The organism is Klebsiella sp. S69, assembly GCF_016516145.1.
GTDB classification, from domain to species: domain Bacteria; phylum Pseudomonadota; class Gammaproteobacteria; order Enterobacterales; family Enterobacteriaceae; genus Klebsiella; species Klebsiella oxytoca.
Genome location: NZ_JACVUU010000001.1, coordinates 1 through 15677, shown reverse-complemented (window position 1 = coordinate 15677; position 15677 = coordinate 1). Strand labels below are relative to the sequence as shown.

Here is a 15677-nt window from a genome sequence, read left to right as displayed (position 1 = left end):
ATCTCTGTGAAATTGTCCATGAATCCGCCGATATCCAATACCACCTTCTAATATGATTTTTATCCATCAGGACATATGACAGAACTCGCTTTCAAGCACTCATGTTTCAGTTCCCTGTAACCGGTTCAAGAAAAGATTTCATGTTAATAACACCAGCATTATCACTTAAACAATCGGCATGCAGGCAACATCGTTTAGGCAAACAAAGGACCCTTGCAGTTGCATTGATCCTTTGCCGAGGACGAAAAGTATGTGATGTTTATCGATTAAATCTGCTAATGAAATCCTGTAAATCGTTTTCATTAATAGGTTCAGATATCAGGTTTCCCTGATAGCAGGATATACCGGCATCACTCAAAATCGTAACCTTCCCCGCCTCGTCGACCCCTTCAGCAACACAATACCGGTTGGTCAACTTGCAGTAATATGAGAGGCTTTTCACTAAAGCAATAGCTTCCACATCCTGACTCATAGCGTCAACAACACTCATATCCAGTTTGTAACCATTAAATTGAAATTTCCGAACTGGGAAAATAACGCTATTAGATGAAAAACAATCATCAAGGATAATGAAAAATCCTAGTTTTTGTAAATAAGACAGGTTTTTAATAGCTTGTTCATTTTGGTATAGATCGTTCTTTTCATTAATTTCCAATACGAATTTTTCTGTCCAGTCTGGAGAGAGCAACTTCTTTTTTGCCTTTTCCAGCATGCGTACGAGCCCCTCATTATCGATGGTACTGGATGCAACATTAATGGAGAAAAAATATTTCCCTTTATAAAAGTTAATATAGCTCACCGTTTTTTGTATTAAAAAAGCCGTGAGTATTATCCAAACATAAGTAGAGTGCAATTTTGGGAGAAAATCGACTGGCATCAGAACCTGACCGTTACTATACCATCTTATCAGAACCTCAAATCCCTCTAATTCATCCGTGCCCTTAGTTATAGGCTGTAATACAACAAATAACTCATTGCAATATAATGCATGCGCAAACTCTCGCTCAAATGGCGTCAGTGCGTTCAACATTTTGATACCCTCGATCTGCATCTCAGATTTTTCACGAAAACTCCAAAACAGAAAGGGGACTATCCCCACCATTTTCTTTATCCCAGATAATCTCTGGTTATAGACTGTTTTTTTACTTACTCCAAGCAGATCAGCCTGTGAGGTAACGCTATCTCCATTAAAAGCACTAGACATAACTTGTAACTCTTTTTTAGATAATCCATCTTTCTTACTTTGATTTAATATCCCCTCATCTTTTCCAAGAAAAAGGTCTTCGAAAACGGCAACATCTTGTATGAGTGGACACAGAGTCCTTTCGGGCAGTAAAATCTCAGAGAGCTTTTCACATGAGAGATCCGATGGTGCAATATGGATAGAAGAATGTGATATTTTACTTTTCACCACTTGCGATTTGATCACATTCCAAATCCAGAATGATGGAATCCGGCTAAGAATCAGAACCCAAAACATATACCTGGAGTTATTCATTAGAGACACTAAATATTTTAAAGTTGATAGCATCAAATAGGGTTCATCAGGAATAAATACGACTATGCGCTCATCCTTACCAATTTCTAATAATTGTGCATCATTCTGTTTTTCTACATCTAATATAGTAACATCCCTCGGATTATCAAGCATACCAAGCAACCCGCAGGTAGTCATTACACAAGGGGATAAAATATAATCAAAATGTCTATTCCGGACATATTTTATATCTTTAGCACACATCCTTGCCTCATAATTTGCTTTATAAGAAACATTCCTATAAAAATTAGTCATATCAAAATAAATATTTTGTAACTGAATCGATACATTTAAATGAAAATATCATGACAAAAATAAAAAACATAATATTCCATTGACTTCCCCCAAGGAAAACACAAGTGAGAAATTACGAAAAATTAATTTACAGATAATATCCCCATTGGAATAGATTCATCAAAAACTCTAAATTAATGATGATTTCTATGTCACTAAAAATAAAAAATTAACATTTAATTTCATTTTATTTACTTACAAAAAAGATAATAAACCCTCCTTTACATTAATTATAGAAATCCAGGCCAGCCATCAAAATACAAAAAAAGATCCATCCCTGCCTAGGTGGGGATTACCTCTCTGGAATACAAAGATATTCATCGCGTCACGAATGAGTGTAATTTTCATTACATTCCTGACCGACAAAAGCAAGATTAAAACAAGGAGAATACAAGAATCACAACATTGTTAGTTATTTGCACTCAATCGCACAACCTCTGACCATTATGTGCAACAAAATAAAAATAACAAATTTTATAGTGACATTCACGTTTTTTAGGATTCTTCCCAAAGAAGAGCGGCTTGCTGATTCTTTTGGGAAGAATCTGATTTTATAAAAAAAACATCAAAAAAATTAAAGTAACCAATTTTGCAACATATAATGGACCGCATTATTTATAAAGATTGGTTTTAAGCGTTTCAATTCATAAGGAAAAAGCTAATTTTTCGTGTAGATTCATCGTCATAAAAATAATTGTAAGTAGTTGATTTAAAAGACTTTAATAACCATAATGATTTTAATAATTTAAATAGCAGTACCGCAGGCTATAGAAGGACCAAATATCATATGTTATTCAGGTTTTCCATAGACTAACCGCACTCACTCAATATTAATTCACTCACTTTTTAATAATGCTCGAACTGTAAATAACTGCAAAGTACACCTGTCAGGAAAACAAAAGGAAATTCTATGAAAGTCAAACTGTTAGCTATCCCACTAGCGATATTAACCACATCAGCTTTAGCTGCATCCAATAACACCGTTCAGTTTCAGGGCGAAGTTAATGCGCAGACCTGTACGGTTAATATAAATGGCAACTCAACGGCACCTATCGTGTTGTTACCAACGGTATCAACCGCAGATCTTGACACTGCGGCAAAAACAGCTGGTGATACAAAATTTACGGTGAACGTGACGGATTGTGCCTCAAGTGCGGCCACCATCAAAACCGTCTTTGCTGGCAATAACGTGACAGCAGCTGGAAATTTAGGTAACACAGCAACTTCACCTGCCGCAAACAATGTATCCATCCAAATTGTCGACAGTGATGGTTCCACCCCGCTTTCATTTGTCAACGGTTCTACGGTAACGACAACTGCGTTTACCAAAGCGGAAAGTAGTACGACGGGTTCTCAGGAACTGACGGCCAGATACTACGCCGAATCAACGGGTGTTACTGCTGGTAAAGTTGTTGCATCTGCGCAGTACTCCATTTCATACCAATAATAAACAAAAAGGCACACATAATGTGTGCCTTTAAAGAAGACTATGATGATAAAATACCTGCTTCCATTCATATGTACCTTTTGCTTCTCAGTTGAAGCAAGTGTTGTCATGCAAGGAAACCGTGTCATCTATGATGCATCAAAATCTCAAAAACCGGTAACCTTTACCAACAACGATAGCTTTCCATATATTGTTCAGACGTGGGTATCCGCGGCCGAAAATACTACGGCATCAGAAGCTGGAGAGAGTCCTTTTGCTATTTCCCCGGCAGTATTCAAAATAAACCCTCATCAAGATCAAATCATTAGTCTTATCTACACAAACGCACAGAAGAAACTGTCGAAAGAACAAATTTTCTACCTGCATTTTACCCAAGTACCTTCTATACTTGAAGATGAACGTAACAAGAATAAACTGGTACTTATTGTTAACAGTGTTGTCAAGATTTTCTTGCGTCCCGACAACTTGCCAATCTCCTATGAGCAGATGTTCGATTTTGTTAATTATAAAATCACGAACGACTCTCACGGATGTAGTCTGATTATTAGCAACCAGTCTCCATATTATTTAAATAGTATCTCGCTAACTACAACCTTTGGCTCGGCAAATAAAGAGATACCGATGCAAATGATTGCACCAAACTCAACATTTTCGTTGCCGACTAACTGTAATAATACCCAGGTACAGAAAAGCATCAGCGTTAGTTATATCAATGACTACGGCGTTGTTCAAAAACATAAACTTAAAGAATAATAATTTATTTATGAAATACATGCCGGGTAAAACAGCATCAATATTGGTATTTTTAATATTGCCAATCTTTGCCTATGCTGATTCAAGTAGGGCAAATTCTAATGATAATAGCAGTGGCTATGTATTCGATACGACCCTTCTGAAAGGAAGTGGCCTGCCTGTTGATGACGTTATCAACTACGTATCTACTGATAAAATCAAACCCGGTAATTATTCGGTAGATGTGCAGCTAAATGGTCTTTTTTTATTTCATGATAATATTGTTTTTAAGATACACAATGGTTCAACGCAACCCTGTTTTTCAAGAAAACAGATACAGCTCATTCCATTGAAAAACAAGATAAAACAAGAACTCGGTGAATGTAACTTTTTACCTGACATTGTTCCCAACGTATCTATCAACACTGATATGCGAAAAATGTTGGTCGAGATCGGTCTGCCAGAAATTGTTCTGGCAAAAGAGCCCAGGGGCTACGTTTCACCTGATGATTTAGATGACGGTGAAACTATGCTGCTATCTAACTACAGCATCAATCAATATTATTCTCGTTTCACTGAAGCGGGTTCCGGTAGTTACAAATCTACTTGGGTAGGCTTAAATAACGCTATAAACTTTGGTAGATGGCAGCTACATCAACAAGGAACATGGTCACACAGCGATCCCGGTACAACGCAGTGGTCAACAAACCGCGCATATCTGCAGCGGGCAATTTTACCCATAAAAAGTAATTTGATTGTCGGTGATAACTACACCAGCGGTAGTTTTTTCTCAGGCTTTGCCTTTAGGGGAATATCTCTATCCTCCGATGACCGCATGCTGCCACAGTCACAACAAGGCTATGCACCGATTATCAGGGGAGTTGCCAAAAGTAATGCCAAAGTCACTATTAGTCAGGGGAAGGCTGTAATCTATGAAAGCACCGTACCACCTGGTAACTTCGAGATTAATGATCTTTATCCCGTGTCATACTCAGGCGATCTATCCGTCACGATAAAGGAAGCTGATGGTTCAGTGAATGTATTTACGGTCCCCTATGCAGCAGGACCAGAATCTGTGCGAGAAGGAATGTATAAATATTCCGCCATAGCCGGTCATTCTCGCTACGTTGGCGATAGCGATCCATTTGCTGAATTAACCGTACAGTACGGTCTTAGCAACAATATTACGACGAATTTTGGTAGTCGTATCGCTGAAGGTTATCTCTCCGGGGTGATGGGAGGCGTGTACTCCTCTGAATTAGGTGCATTCGGGCTTGATACCACCTTTTCGCAAGCAAACTTGCCAGATGGCGATCAAACAGGCTGGATGTTCCATGCAAGTTACAGCAAACGGATTGTGCCAACCAATACAACAATTGCTATTGCCGGTTACCGCTACTCAACAGCAGGCTATCGAGATCTGTCCGATGTTTTAGGCCTGCGTAAAGCCTGGACCGAGAATAATCTCAACTGGACATCAACAACTTTAAACCAATCCTCCCGATTTGAAATCTCCGTAACTCAGGATATGGATATATTGGGAAGTCTATGGGTATCAGGCTCGACACAAGCGTATCGGGATGGCCGAAGCAATGACAGACAATACCAGTTTGGATACAACAAACAATTCGCCAATGGTATTTCTTTCAATGCTTCTATTGCACGAACCCGCTACAGTGAAGCCCGAAATAATTACATTGATGGTGGCATTGGCTACGATAACTATATCAATAACTATTATTCATCCACTCAGCAAACGTTAAGTTCAGTCTCTATTTCCATCCCCCTTGGACGAAATCAACAAAATACTCTTAGTAGTACTTACACCCAGCAAAACGGAGTAGGATCTACGCTACAATCCACTTTGTCAGGTTTAATGAGCACAAACCAACCAATTAACTATGGTCTGACCTATGCACATGATTACGCTAATAATCAATCCGTTGGCGGGACATTACAAACCTCGACTTCCTTCGGTTCGGTTCAGGGAACGCTTTCCCACGCGAAAAGTTATTCTCAAGGCTCAGCAGGACTGCAAGGAGCAATCGTTCTTCACAAAGATGGAGTGACTCTTGGCCCATACCTGGGAGATACATTTGCCTTAATTGAAGCAAAAGGTGCTCAGGGCGCGAAGGTTGTCGGTAGCCAAAATACGACCGTCGACAGATTTGGCTTTGCATTGAGTCCTTCTATTGCGCCTTATCAGTATAATAACGTTGCCCTTGATTCGTCTGAAATCAATAAAAACGCAGAGATTGTTTCAGGAAGCCAGCGTATCGCACCGATGGTCGGAGCAATGGTAAGAGTCAAGTTCAGCATCTTGCATGGTTACCCGATGTTAATAAATATCAACTATAATAAACCGCTGCCGTTAGGCGCCACCGTTTATAATAATAAGGACAATCCTGTCGGAACCGTCGGACAAAATAATCAAGCATGGGTACGTAATGATAAACTTGAAGACAATTTAATCGTGAAATGGGGGAATAACTATTCCTGCAATTTACATTACCGTATTTCAGATGCAGATAAAGACGATCCAATAATAAAAACACAGGGAGAATGTAAATAATGATTCGCTCAAAATCATTTATATTGACATTATTGATGCTGCTCGGGTTACTTTCATTCACTCAGGCTCATGCAACCTGTACGCGAAAGTCATCTATCGATGCTGGCTGCGATAGTTGTGGTGTGGGGATTGGCCTCGGCAACGTCAACATTACCAGCAGCTACCTTCAACCCGTTGGCACGCCATTAGCGAGTACGGTATTCAGTATTACTACTGCAGTTAGGTATAGCAGTAGTGGAGCTGGAGATCTTGTTTTATATGAATGCGACGCAACTGACGCAGGAAATATCTATGAAGTTTTCGCAACAAACGGTGACGATCGTGTCGGTGGATACTTCGATCTGGGTAAGGATGATTCCCATGAGAACTATTTTGCCACCTATTTCCCCTACGTAGGTATAAAATTAACACATATTAATTCAGGACTTCCATTTACTCGCTACTGGCAGCAATATCCTATTACTAGCTACGCAACAGTGGGTAACAAAATACAAATTCGTGTTAAAGATTTTAGCGCTATTCGCGCAGATCTTATCAGAATAAGCAAACTGCCAGGGCAGGGGAAAAGTAACTACTGCGGTGGTTATGTTGCCAGCTCCCCTTATTCAGGAATGGCGTCACCAACAGGCACGTCTAGCTATACCTGCATACAACCAAATGGCTATGTCACTTTCAAAGGACCGGGTATTGCTAGCGATCCTATCGGTTCCGATTCTGCCGATAACTACACCACATGGGGGACAGGACGTTGGATCGCAATGGGAATGGGAACGTCACCTATATCTACTCTGACCCATACATCTACCTGCGTGGCCCGCAATGTAACGCCTTTAGTACTGCTGCCTACAATTAGCATTCAATCACTCAATAACGGTGGAACATCACAGGCAAATTTCACTGTGTCTATTGAGTGTGATAATGCCGCGGTCTCCGGAATTTCCTCCGGTAGTACAGCATTAGGACTGCAAGTGCCCTATGAAAGTTATTTAACGGCAAAGGAACTTGGGCTGGTAAACGCATCAGGCGGTGTCAGTTATTTACTTTCAGATGGCTATGGGACTAATTCTACAATTGCAACTGGCGTGGGTATTGCCCTAAGCAATACCTCAACCGGCACAGCGATGAATTTCTTAGGATGGGGAGTGTGTACTTCACTCGGTTGCCCAAGCGGTAATGATGTGGGTTGGTATTCTGTTTTAAACGGTGCATCATCTATTGGTAGTGCGGCGTCAGGGTACACCAGTTATAATTCTGTATTCACTGCTACATTGAAGAAAATACCTGGCCAAACGGTGACTGCGGGAAAAGTCAGCGCTAAAGCTTACATCTGGGTGAGGGTTCAGTGATGGGTAAAACAATATTAATAATACTGTTCCTGCTTACGCCAATTAGCCATGCGGGGATGTTGATTGAAAAAACCAGAGTGATTTACCATGAAGGCGATAGCACTCAAAGCGTTAATATCATGAATATTAATCCATATCCAACATTTGTCCAGACATGGGTGGATTCAGGCGAGGTTAACAATTTCAAGCAGAGCGCTTCATCACCATTTGTTCTGATTCCTCCAATATTTAATTTACGCCCTAATGAAATAAAATCAGTTAGAGTTATATTTAATGGCCAAAAATTACCAACAGATAGAGAAAGCCTCTATTGGATAAATATTTATGAAGTTCCAGCCATCAAAGAAATACCTGGAATTGATAAATACTTACTAATGTCAATGAAAACACAACTAAAGCTTATTTATCGCCCAAAAAATCTTACTGGTAGCGTTAATGATGCAGGAAATTCAGTATCATGCTCACTCAAGCAGGATACTCATTTATCCTTGATTTGCCTTAATAATAGCGGTTATGTCTTATCTTATAATGGAATTATTGTTAACACCCAGGGAAGAAATTATAAAGCAACTGCCGATTTGGATCTGATGATAAAGCCATTTTCGGAGAGTTTTTTTTCACTTACACCGATTACAGCTGAACCAATAAAAAACACCAATACCATTCTATTCAAAATTATTAATGATGAAGGTGAGGTGGAAAAAATAACAAAAAGCATGTCTACTTTATAGTAAATAGCTGAAAATCCTAAAAAGGCTAAAAAATTGATAAATCAATACCATCACTCTTGAGTATAATGAGCGTATACCAGACAAGACAATAAAAAGCAATAATGATCAAGGCAAGAGCAACGAGTATATTTACAAAAGGCATATCCCCTTCTGTAAAAAATAACCAGAAAGCATAAAAGAAGATAAGTACCGAGAAAGATATTGCGACTAGCGCACACGATGAAAGCAATGCTTGCATATTGTAGTCCTTTACCAAGAGTCATAATTATAACATGATGGTTATATAATGTCTTTTCATATCTTAAGTTATCACATGATACTTAAGCAGTATTGCACTTCTATCATTTCCAATAATTAAAAATCTTGATAGGATTCATCCTATTTAGGACAAAACGACCAATCAATATATTGAAATTGATGATGATTTATAATTAAATATAGTCTTTGACAAAGACGTCATTATTTATTAATTCAATTAAGGATATACTATGAAAAAACTAAGAACAGTACTAACCTGCCTGACATTCATCGGCGCTTTTTCGTCTTTCAGCACGTATGCTGCAAGTGAATTAAAAGGTTGTGTAGCTAAAGAACAGCAAATCCAACAGCAAATTGACTATGCAACTCAGCACGGTAATAAACACCGGATATCGGGTCTGGAAAAAGCCCTGAGCGAATTACGTCAAAACTGTACTGATGAAAAATTGACCCAGGAACGAAAAAATAAAATTTCTGAAAAAGAGAGAAAAGTTACCGAAAGAATGACTGAACTTAATCAAGCTAAAGAAACTGGTAACGCTGATAAGATAAATAAAAAAGAGAAAAAACTTCAGGAGGCTAAAAGTGAGCTCATTGAAGCACAAAGCGAACTGAATAAATAAATATAGATTCTGAAATAACACTTTCATTCGCTATACAAAAAAATTAGTGCCAGTTATCTGGCACTAATTTTCAGAATTTATCATCCAGATTCATTATTGAATTCTGCGTCTGAATCAATCCTTCAATCTCTTCAAGTCTATGATTAACTTTTATAGGCTCATGAATGTCTTTTATAAAAACAAGTGATTTGTCGCCATGGCTCTGAACCATTCTTATTTCCGTTATTCTGACTATTACGGTTTTGCCTGAGTAGTCCGTTAATTTTATCATTTTTAAATCATATCAACATTTATTATAAATAAATTATGTTCATTGTCACTTTTATTTAAATTGGTTTAGATTTCAATACCAGAGCAGCCAATTCCTCTTCGCTCGCTGGTTGATGAAAGAAATAACCCTGAAAAAGTTCGATACCAAGCCGCTTCAACTTTTCGAAAGTAAAAACATCTTCCACACCTTCAGCAATACATCGCCTTCCTGTCAGCGAGCAATATCCTGATAGAGACGTAATTAACGCTATATCATCTTTACTTGTTAAAACATCATCAATGATGCTTTTATCCAGTTTATACCCATTAAAAGAAAATTTTCTGACAGGAAAAAAAACACTTCCTTCAGAAAAACAGTCATCCAAAAAAAGAATCATGCCCATTCCACTTAGCATATTAAGATTATTCTCTACATCACGTGATGTATAAAAATCTGATTTTTCAGAAAATTCAAGTACAAGCTGACTTTTCCATCGAGTATCTTTCAACTGACGACAAGCTTCTATACACATGTTAACCAGACCAGGGCAGCCAATCAAATCTGGATGTATATTAATAGAAAAAAAATAATCCCCCTCATACCTATTTATTCCATCGATGGCATTTTTGAGGCTCATAGCGGTAAGTAGCAACAGGACGCTTTCAGATTTAAGATCAGGAATGAATTCATTCGGGGGGATTACATACCCTTTTTGACGCCAGCGAGTGAGTATTTCGAAGCCACAAATTTCCCGTGATATATTTATTATTGGCTGATAAACCTGATAAACTTCCTGCATCTCTATACCGGTCACGAAGTCTTTTTCATAAGAAGACATTTCCGTTTGAGCCAATCTTGCCTTCCATCTTTTTGATGCCCCCGGAAGTTTCCCGGCAAGTTCAGCAGAATTCTCAACCATTTTCCTAAGCCCTGATTTTCTCTGATTGTATAAAGTTTTAGATGCTACATTTCTGTTTCTTTCAACAAGCGCGGTATCAGTACCGCTGAACAGGTCAAGAAGGACTTCAGTTTCGCGTGGGGTTAGTCCTTCATTACTCATTCCTCTTCTGTTAACAGTGAAACGATCTCTTGAGGTGAAAGGTAGGTTCTCTCTCACTCGAGTAAAATATTGTTCCAGCCGTTTTACACTCAATTTTGAGGAGATAATCTTCGCACTAAAAACAAATTTTTCCCCACCAGCCATTTGCAGTATATTTTGATGAAGCCAGGAACACGACACACCACTAATGAAAACGAAATCAGTATCTGGATGAACTTTTTTTATTCTCTCAGCTATGTAGATCAACATCAAAAGGAAATAAAAAGATTCCTTAGGTATATAAAATACATACAAACCAGAAGTATCAATTACGTCATCATCCTCAGAATGGGTAGTATCAACACTCGCATCGTTAAGTAATATAACTTTAGTCGCAACCCCTTGATTACTTATCAATTCCTTCAGGCCTGCCGCCGCCATAGCGCAAGGGGAAACAATATAAGCAACAGAATATTCTACTTTTGTTTGCTTAATCATAAACAAAATTTACGCCAATAATTGATTGAACACCACCGGCTATAACCTGACCAGATGTACGAGCATAATTTGCCGTCAGTCCCAAACTTACCGATGAGGTGCCAACAGTCCCCAAAGAAACATTCTGGTTTGCTGGTATGGCGTTTCCATTGCGGAGCAATTGTATACCAACCCCAGAAGCAGTACTGGTTCCAGAATAGGTATTGAGAAATATATCGTTGCTGGTTGCGGTATTGCCAGATAGATAAAAAGAAAGACTCTGGTTAGAACCACAGTGAACTGTCAGAGGTACAGCAACCGCACTTCCAGGATACTCAGGGAGAGTCACTGCAACGTTGCGTGCTGATACATCGCAGCCACCCGTTGGAACTACAACGCTATTATTGGCGTACAGATTCCAGGTAAAAGTTGCTGTTCTGACATTGCCACCATTGGTTTTATCAGAGCCTACTTGATACATGACAAGAGAGGCAAACATCGTCCCGCTTTCGATCGCTATCCCTCCGGCAGCCGAGGCAGCTGAGGTCAGAGGTGTCAAGTAAAGCTGAGTGTTCCACGGAGTATAACTTCCCGATGTAAAATTATGTGTACCGGTAGCTGAATTTAGAGGAAAAGGATAGCTCGAACCATAATATCTCATTGTACCGGTAAAGTTTGTTAATACTCCACCATATGCCGATCCCTTCAGCATGCTGACATTATCATTTCGTGTATTCGGATTATCATTACGACAAAAAATAGAAGACGAAAGGTCGACAACCAAGTTTTGCCCTACCGCTACACTCGGCTGAAGGTTTACATACACATTCGCTGTAGCCGTCACTGCACCACTGTTAAGTGTATTTCCTGTAGCATCATAACAGGTAAATGCGCTGGCACAATTAATCCATGTCAGCTGGGCTACTGATGCAATAATAAAAACTCTCATGAAATATATTAAATGCATTTTCCCCTCACTGATATGTATAAGTCACACTAATTACAGATTCAATACTTCCCTGCGTAGCTCCACCATTCACGGATAGAGCCCTCACCTGTAGAGGAAAGTTGGCAGATAAAGTTGAATCATCAACTGACACTTGTGTTTTCGTACCATTATTCAAATCATTACCTGAAGAATCTTGCAGCTGCAGCTGGATATTGGTCGCGGTTCCCAAATTTTTATAATATCCCGTAGCGTCAGCATTACCGGAAAAAGTTGCGGTTACTGCGGATGTTCCAACGGGACAATTTGTCAGATTGAGTGAAACTTCATGCCACGCTGAAGACGAACCTGCTGATAATAAATTAAACGTATACAAGTCCCCTAAATAGACAGTGACATCCGATGTTGACACCGTGCAGGGTTTAGCCACAACGCTACCGTTGACCGTAATAGTTACATCAGCAGAAAATACAGGGCTAACAAATGCAAAAAGAAATGCAACTAAAAGACTATTTTTTATTTTCACACTCTGCATAATTACCTCAGCTTACTGGTATTCCAGAGTAAATGTTGCTGTACTGTTCGTTAATCCTGCAACGACAGGCATATTTGATGCCATTAATCGCGCATAAAAATTAAGCGTGTTCGATGTATTTGCCGTCAGCGGGGTCCAGCTCAGGGCGCTGCTATCCGCATTTATTGCAATCTGATTTTTATCACTGTCCAGGATTTGAATTCCAACTCCTGAAGCCGCCGTACCTCCGGCATCTATCGCCAGCAAATTGGTATTATATGCATTAGCTATCCCGACAAAACCGACCTTAACGGCAATAACGGATGCGCCACATGGGGCCAGTTCAATGCTGAACGGAATTTCAGGTGTAGTGACTTTTCCGACAGCATAAAGTTGCTTTACCGCATTATTCATTAAGTCAACAGTTATATACTGGGATGAAGGAGCAACGGCACAGGTATTATCTTTTATATTACCCTTGATAGTTATAGTGCTGTCTGCCGCCAGAAGAGTACCCGGGATCATCGTCATTAATATCAGCACAACGGCAGACCACCGGTTAAATTTACCAGTCATGTTATCTCCTCAGCGGCATTCCGCACGATATTCACTGAGCGCCTTGTTCCGGCTTTCCTCAGGCAATGTATAATCCACGCGACACTGTGCATCCGGTGTATCCCCCCAGCTTGCCAGGAGTCGGCCGGTAAGCGGTAAACCGGTGAGATAAACCTGACCACCATCAGCAACGATACTTCCGCTGTTATTGTTTTCGGATGTCACAACCGCACCAAAGGGGACCGGTTTACCTTTAAACAACAAAGTCATCAGTACCTTCAGCCCCACTCTGGGCTCAAAACTGGCGCGCACAACTGCCCCGTGCGTCGGAACAACGCTCACCACGGCTTCATCTAAATCAACATTATCGGCAAGCGTGTTGGTATCCAGCGCAACACGGTTTTCACGATAATCTGAGGCATAAGGCAGTACGGCGTAACCACGCCAGTCCGTTTTTACCCCGGTCTGGTTCTGAATGTTCACATTACCGGCCCCCGGCGCTTTGACCAGAACAACGGTATCGTTCATTGGCTGGCTGAGCGTGAGTCCGTTAGCATGAGCCAGGACACCACCGCTGAGGCCGTAATAAAGCTGGCGATAACCATCGGTATGGCTATAGCCCACATTTGTATTGCCATAGGCACCGCGATAGTTCAGCGCGGCATAACCCGTGCCGGAAGATGCTCCCTGCCCGCCCCCAGCGTAGCCAGTCTGAACGCTGTAGCTCAGATTATTATCTTCCAATAACGTACCGTAGAGTCCGGCTGTATTGGTTGCCCGCCCACGCAGATCATGTGACGCGTTATAACTGGCGCTGGCGTGTCGCCAGACTGATTGACTATCGGAACGCATCCAGTGACTGAAAGGAATGTTGACATTCAGCGCCAGCATCTGATCATTGTTATCCTGCCAGGCATTTTTATTCAGGCTGTAGCTGAGCCCCCATGTGATATCCTGCACCACGGTATTCAGACCAATCTGTAATTGCTGGTCTGATTTATTCGTATCCCAATACGTCTGATGACTACCGTTAATATAAAGAGTGGACTGTCTTCCCAACTGCTGGGTCACGCTTAGCTGGACTTTCCCTCGCTTGTTATAGGACAGGTTGTAGTAGTCAGTAAATTTGGGTTTGATCTGAATAATTCCGTCCTGCGTGACAACGTTATAGCCGGACATCCGTTTGTATGCCGTATCTGCAAGGGTAAAAAATCCTTCAGTGGAATACCGATATCCCACCAGTTGAATATTTGTCCCCAATTCATTCAGCGACTTGTTATACAAAAAACGCAGAGATTGCCCCTGGTGGTCAGTATCATCAGGAAGTTGCGAATTTGCCTGAGTGATGTCGAGCGATACGGCCCCCAGGACCCCCATATTTTTCCCGACACCGGCATTAAATGCCCGGTAACGGGCAGCCAGTTGCGTTCCGCCATACACGGTCCATCCACCGGCCAGGCCCCGCATCACGGTTCCCTGGAAAAAACCCGGATGCTCCTGTAGTCGGTTACCTGAGCGATAATCCCCTGCGGTCAGCGCATAACGGGTATGGCCTTCACGCTGGAGCAATGGCACTGAAGAGTAAGGCACAGTGAATACTTGTGTGGTGCCGTCAGCTTCTTTCACGGTGACCTGCAAGTCACCGCTACTGCCATTCGCATACAGGTCATTAATCACAAAGGGACCGGGTGGAACGTTACTCCGGTAAATTTCATACCCGTTCTGTTTGATTGACACTGACGCCGTGCCGCGTGCGATACCCCGGATAACAGGGGCAAAACCTTTCTGGCTGTCCGGCAACATATTATCGTCCGAGGCAATCCTTGCGCCGCGGAAGTTTATGCTGTCAAAGATATCACCGTCAGTATACCGGTCGCCGAGCGTAAGGCGTGAACGTAACGCCACAATGTCACGCTCTGCATAAGTATTAACATGCTCCCAACGATTCTCATGAACCGTGCCAGAACTGTAGCTCCATGTGGTGTTATCTCGCAGGCGCCAGGCCCCCAGATTCAGACCGCTCTGCAGATTCAGATAAGTATAATTACTGGTGACGCCGTTTTTGCTGCGAGCATTATTTCCCGTCAGGCTATAATTCAGTATCCCGGCATTAATGCCCGGATCCCATAATTCAGGTGATATATAGCCGCGAGCCCGGCTATCCATGTATACCTGCGGAATAGTCATATACAGACGCTGCAGCCCAACATCAAAGCGAACGGTAGCTTCAGGTATCAAAATAGAAAGCGGTGTACAGGCATCTGCTGCCAACACAGACATACCGGGAATGGACAGGGTATTGACCTGATCTTGACCCGCCATCTCCGGACAGCTTTTGTATCTTAAGTTAACGATG

Annotated in this window: 13 protein-coding genes; 6 read left to right on the top strand and 7 right to left on the bottom strand. The window is 41.1% G+C overall.

Features of this window, described 5'->3' with window-relative positions; genetic code table 11:
- Positions 1-259: 259 nt before the first annotated feature.
- Entirely contained in the window at positions 260-1651 is a 1392-nt protein-coding gene (locus IAE27_RS00065) for an EAL domain-containing protein (protein ID WP_200091502.1), read from the bottom strand.
- Between the two features lie 1090 nt (positions 1652-2741).
- Here IAE27_RS00065 and IAE27_RS00060 point away from each other — a divergent pair.
- Genes IAE27_RS00060 through IAE27_RS00040 form a run of 5 tightly spaced genes read left to right on the top strand, consistent with a single transcriptional unit; the run spans position 2742 to position 8659 of the window.
- Positions 2742-3278 (top strand): fimbrial protein, encoded by a 537-nt coding sequence (locus IAE27_RS00060; RefSeq protein ID WP_023329294.1) that lies wholly within the window; start codon positions 2742-2744, stop codon positions 3276-3278.
- A 42-nt stretch (positions 3279-3320) separates the two neighbouring features.
- Positions 3321-4031 (top strand): molecular chaperone, encoded by a 711-nt coding sequence (locus IAE27_RS00055; RefSeq protein WP_077253659.1) that lies wholly within the window; start codon positions 3321-3323, stop codon positions 4029-4031.
- The gene (locus IAE27_RS00050; RefSeq protein ID WP_077253658.1) at positions 3991-6582 is read left to right on the top strand and encodes a fimbria/pilus outer membrane usher protein; all 2592 of its coding nucleotides are present in this window, start codon (positions 3991-3993) and stop codon (positions 6580-6582) included. The genes IAE27_RS00055 and IAE27_RS00050 overlap by 41 nt, the downstream gene beginning before the upstream one ends.
- On the top strand, positions 6582-7928 hold the full coding sequence (locus IAE27_RS00045; protein WP_023329293.1) for a fimbrial protein: 1347 nt from the start codon (positions 6582-6584) through the stop codon (positions 7926-7928). The genes IAE27_RS00050 and IAE27_RS00045 overlap by 1 nt, the downstream gene beginning before the upstream one ends.
- Complete coding sequence (locus IAE27_RS00040) at positions 7928-8659, top strand: molecular chaperone (RefSeq protein ID WP_004099280.1); 732 nt, start codon at positions 7928-7930, stop codon at positions 8657-8659. The genes IAE27_RS00045 and IAE27_RS00040 overlap by 1 nt, the downstream gene beginning before the upstream one ends.
- A gap of 25 nt (positions 8660-8684) precedes the next feature.
- Here the strand turns inward: IAE27_RS00040 and IAE27_RS00035 are convergent, their stop codons facing one another.
- On the bottom strand, positions 8685-8897 hold the full coding sequence (locus IAE27_RS00035; protein WP_004099275.1) for a hypothetical protein: 213 nt from the start codon (positions 8895-8897) through the stop codon (positions 8685-8687).
- Positions 8898-9147: 250 nt separating this feature from the next.
- On the opposite strand from IAE27_RS00035, the gene IAE27_RS00030 reads away from it, so the two are divergent.
- Complete coding sequence (locus tag IAE27_RS00030) at positions 9148-9540, top strand: DUF1090 domain-containing protein (RefSeq protein WP_004099273.1); 393 nt, start codon at positions 9148-9150, stop codon at positions 9538-9540.
- Between the two features lie 326 nt (positions 9541-9866).
- Here IAE27_RS00030 and IAE27_RS00025 read toward each other — a convergent pair whose 3' ends face one another.
- The 5 genes from IAE27_RS00025 to IAE27_RS00005 all read right to left on the bottom strand — a co-directional run.
- A complete protein-coding gene (locus tag IAE27_RS00025) occupies positions 9867-11327 on the bottom strand; it encodes an EAL domain-containing protein (protein WP_023329290.1) in 1461 nt (486 codons plus the stop codon).
- Positions 11320-12255, bottom strand: a complete 936-nt coding sequence (locus tag IAE27_RS00020; protein WP_227685210.1) for a fimbrial protein — start codon at positions 12253-12255, stop codon at positions 11320-11322. The genes IAE27_RS00025 and IAE27_RS00020 overlap by 8 nt, the downstream gene beginning before the upstream one ends.
- A gap of 25 nt (positions 12256-12280) precedes the next feature.
- Positions 12281-12787 carry a fimbrial protein gene (locus IAE27_RS00015; protein WP_115239969.1) on the bottom strand — a complete coding sequence of 169 codons (507 nt, stop codon included), beginning with the start codon at positions 12785-12787 and terminating at the stop codon, positions 12281-12283.
- Positions 12788-12799: 12 nt separating this feature from the next.
- On the bottom strand, positions 12800-13342 hold the full coding sequence (locus IAE27_RS00010) for a fimbrial protein (protein ID WP_004099259.1): 543 nt from the start codon (positions 13340-13342) through the stop codon (positions 12800-12802).
- A gap of 9 nt (positions 13343-13351) precedes the next feature.
- Positions 13352-15677: fimbria/pilus outer membrane usher protein (locus IAE27_RS00005; RefSeq protein WP_200091498.1), on the bottom strand; the 2326-nt coding region annotated here is incomplete at its 5' end.

Excerpts from the sequence above, each read along its gene's own strand:
- IAE27_RS00055 (WP_077253659.1), top strand. The coding sequence starts at position 3,321 with ATGATGATAAAATACCTGCTTCCATTCATATGTACCTTTTGCTTCTCA.
- IAE27_RS00050 (WP_077253658.1), top strand. The coding sequence starts at position 3,991 with ATGACTACGGCGTTGTTCAAAAACATAAACTTAAAGAATAATAATTTA.
- IAE27_RS00025 (WP_023329290.1), bottom strand. The coding sequence starts at position 11,327 with ATGATTAAGCAAACAAAAGTAGAATATTCTGTTGCTTATATTGTTTCC.
- IAE27_RS00065 (WP_200091502.1), bottom strand. The coding sequence starts at position 1,651 with ATGCTTGATAATCCGAGGGATGTTACTATATTAGATGTAGAAAAACAG.
- IAE27_RS00060 (WP_023329294.1), top strand. The coding sequence starts at position 2,742 with ATGAAAGTCAAACTGTTAGCTATCCCACTAGCGATATTAACCACATCA.
- IAE27_RS00035 (WP_004099275.1), bottom strand. The coding sequence starts at position 8,897 with ATGCAAGCATTGCTTTCATCGTGTGCGCTAGTCGCAATATCTTTCTCG.
- IAE27_RS00015 (WP_115239969.1), bottom strand. The coding sequence starts at position 12,787 with ATGCAGAGTGTGAAAATAAAAAATAGTCTTTTAGTTGCATTTCTTTTT.
- IAE27_RS00040 (WP_004099280.1), top strand. The coding sequence starts at position 7,928 with ATGGGTAAAACAATATTAATAATACTGTTCCTGCTTACGCCAATTAGC.
- IAE27_RS00030 (WP_004099273.1), top strand. The coding sequence starts at position 9,148 with ATGAAAAAACTAAGAACAGTACTAACCTGCCTGACATTCATCGGCGCT.
- IAE27_RS00010 (WP_004099259.1), bottom strand. The coding sequence starts at position 13,342 with ATGACTGGTAAATTTAACCGGTGGTCTGCCGTTGTGCTGATATTAATG.
- IAE27_RS00045 (WP_023329293.1), top strand. The coding sequence starts at position 6,582 with ATGATTCGCTCAAAATCATTTATATTGACATTATTGATGCTGCTCGGG.
- IAE27_RS00020 (WP_227685210.1), bottom strand. The coding sequence starts at position 12,255 with ATGAGAGTTTTTATTATTGCATCAGTAGCCCAGCTGACATGGATTAAT.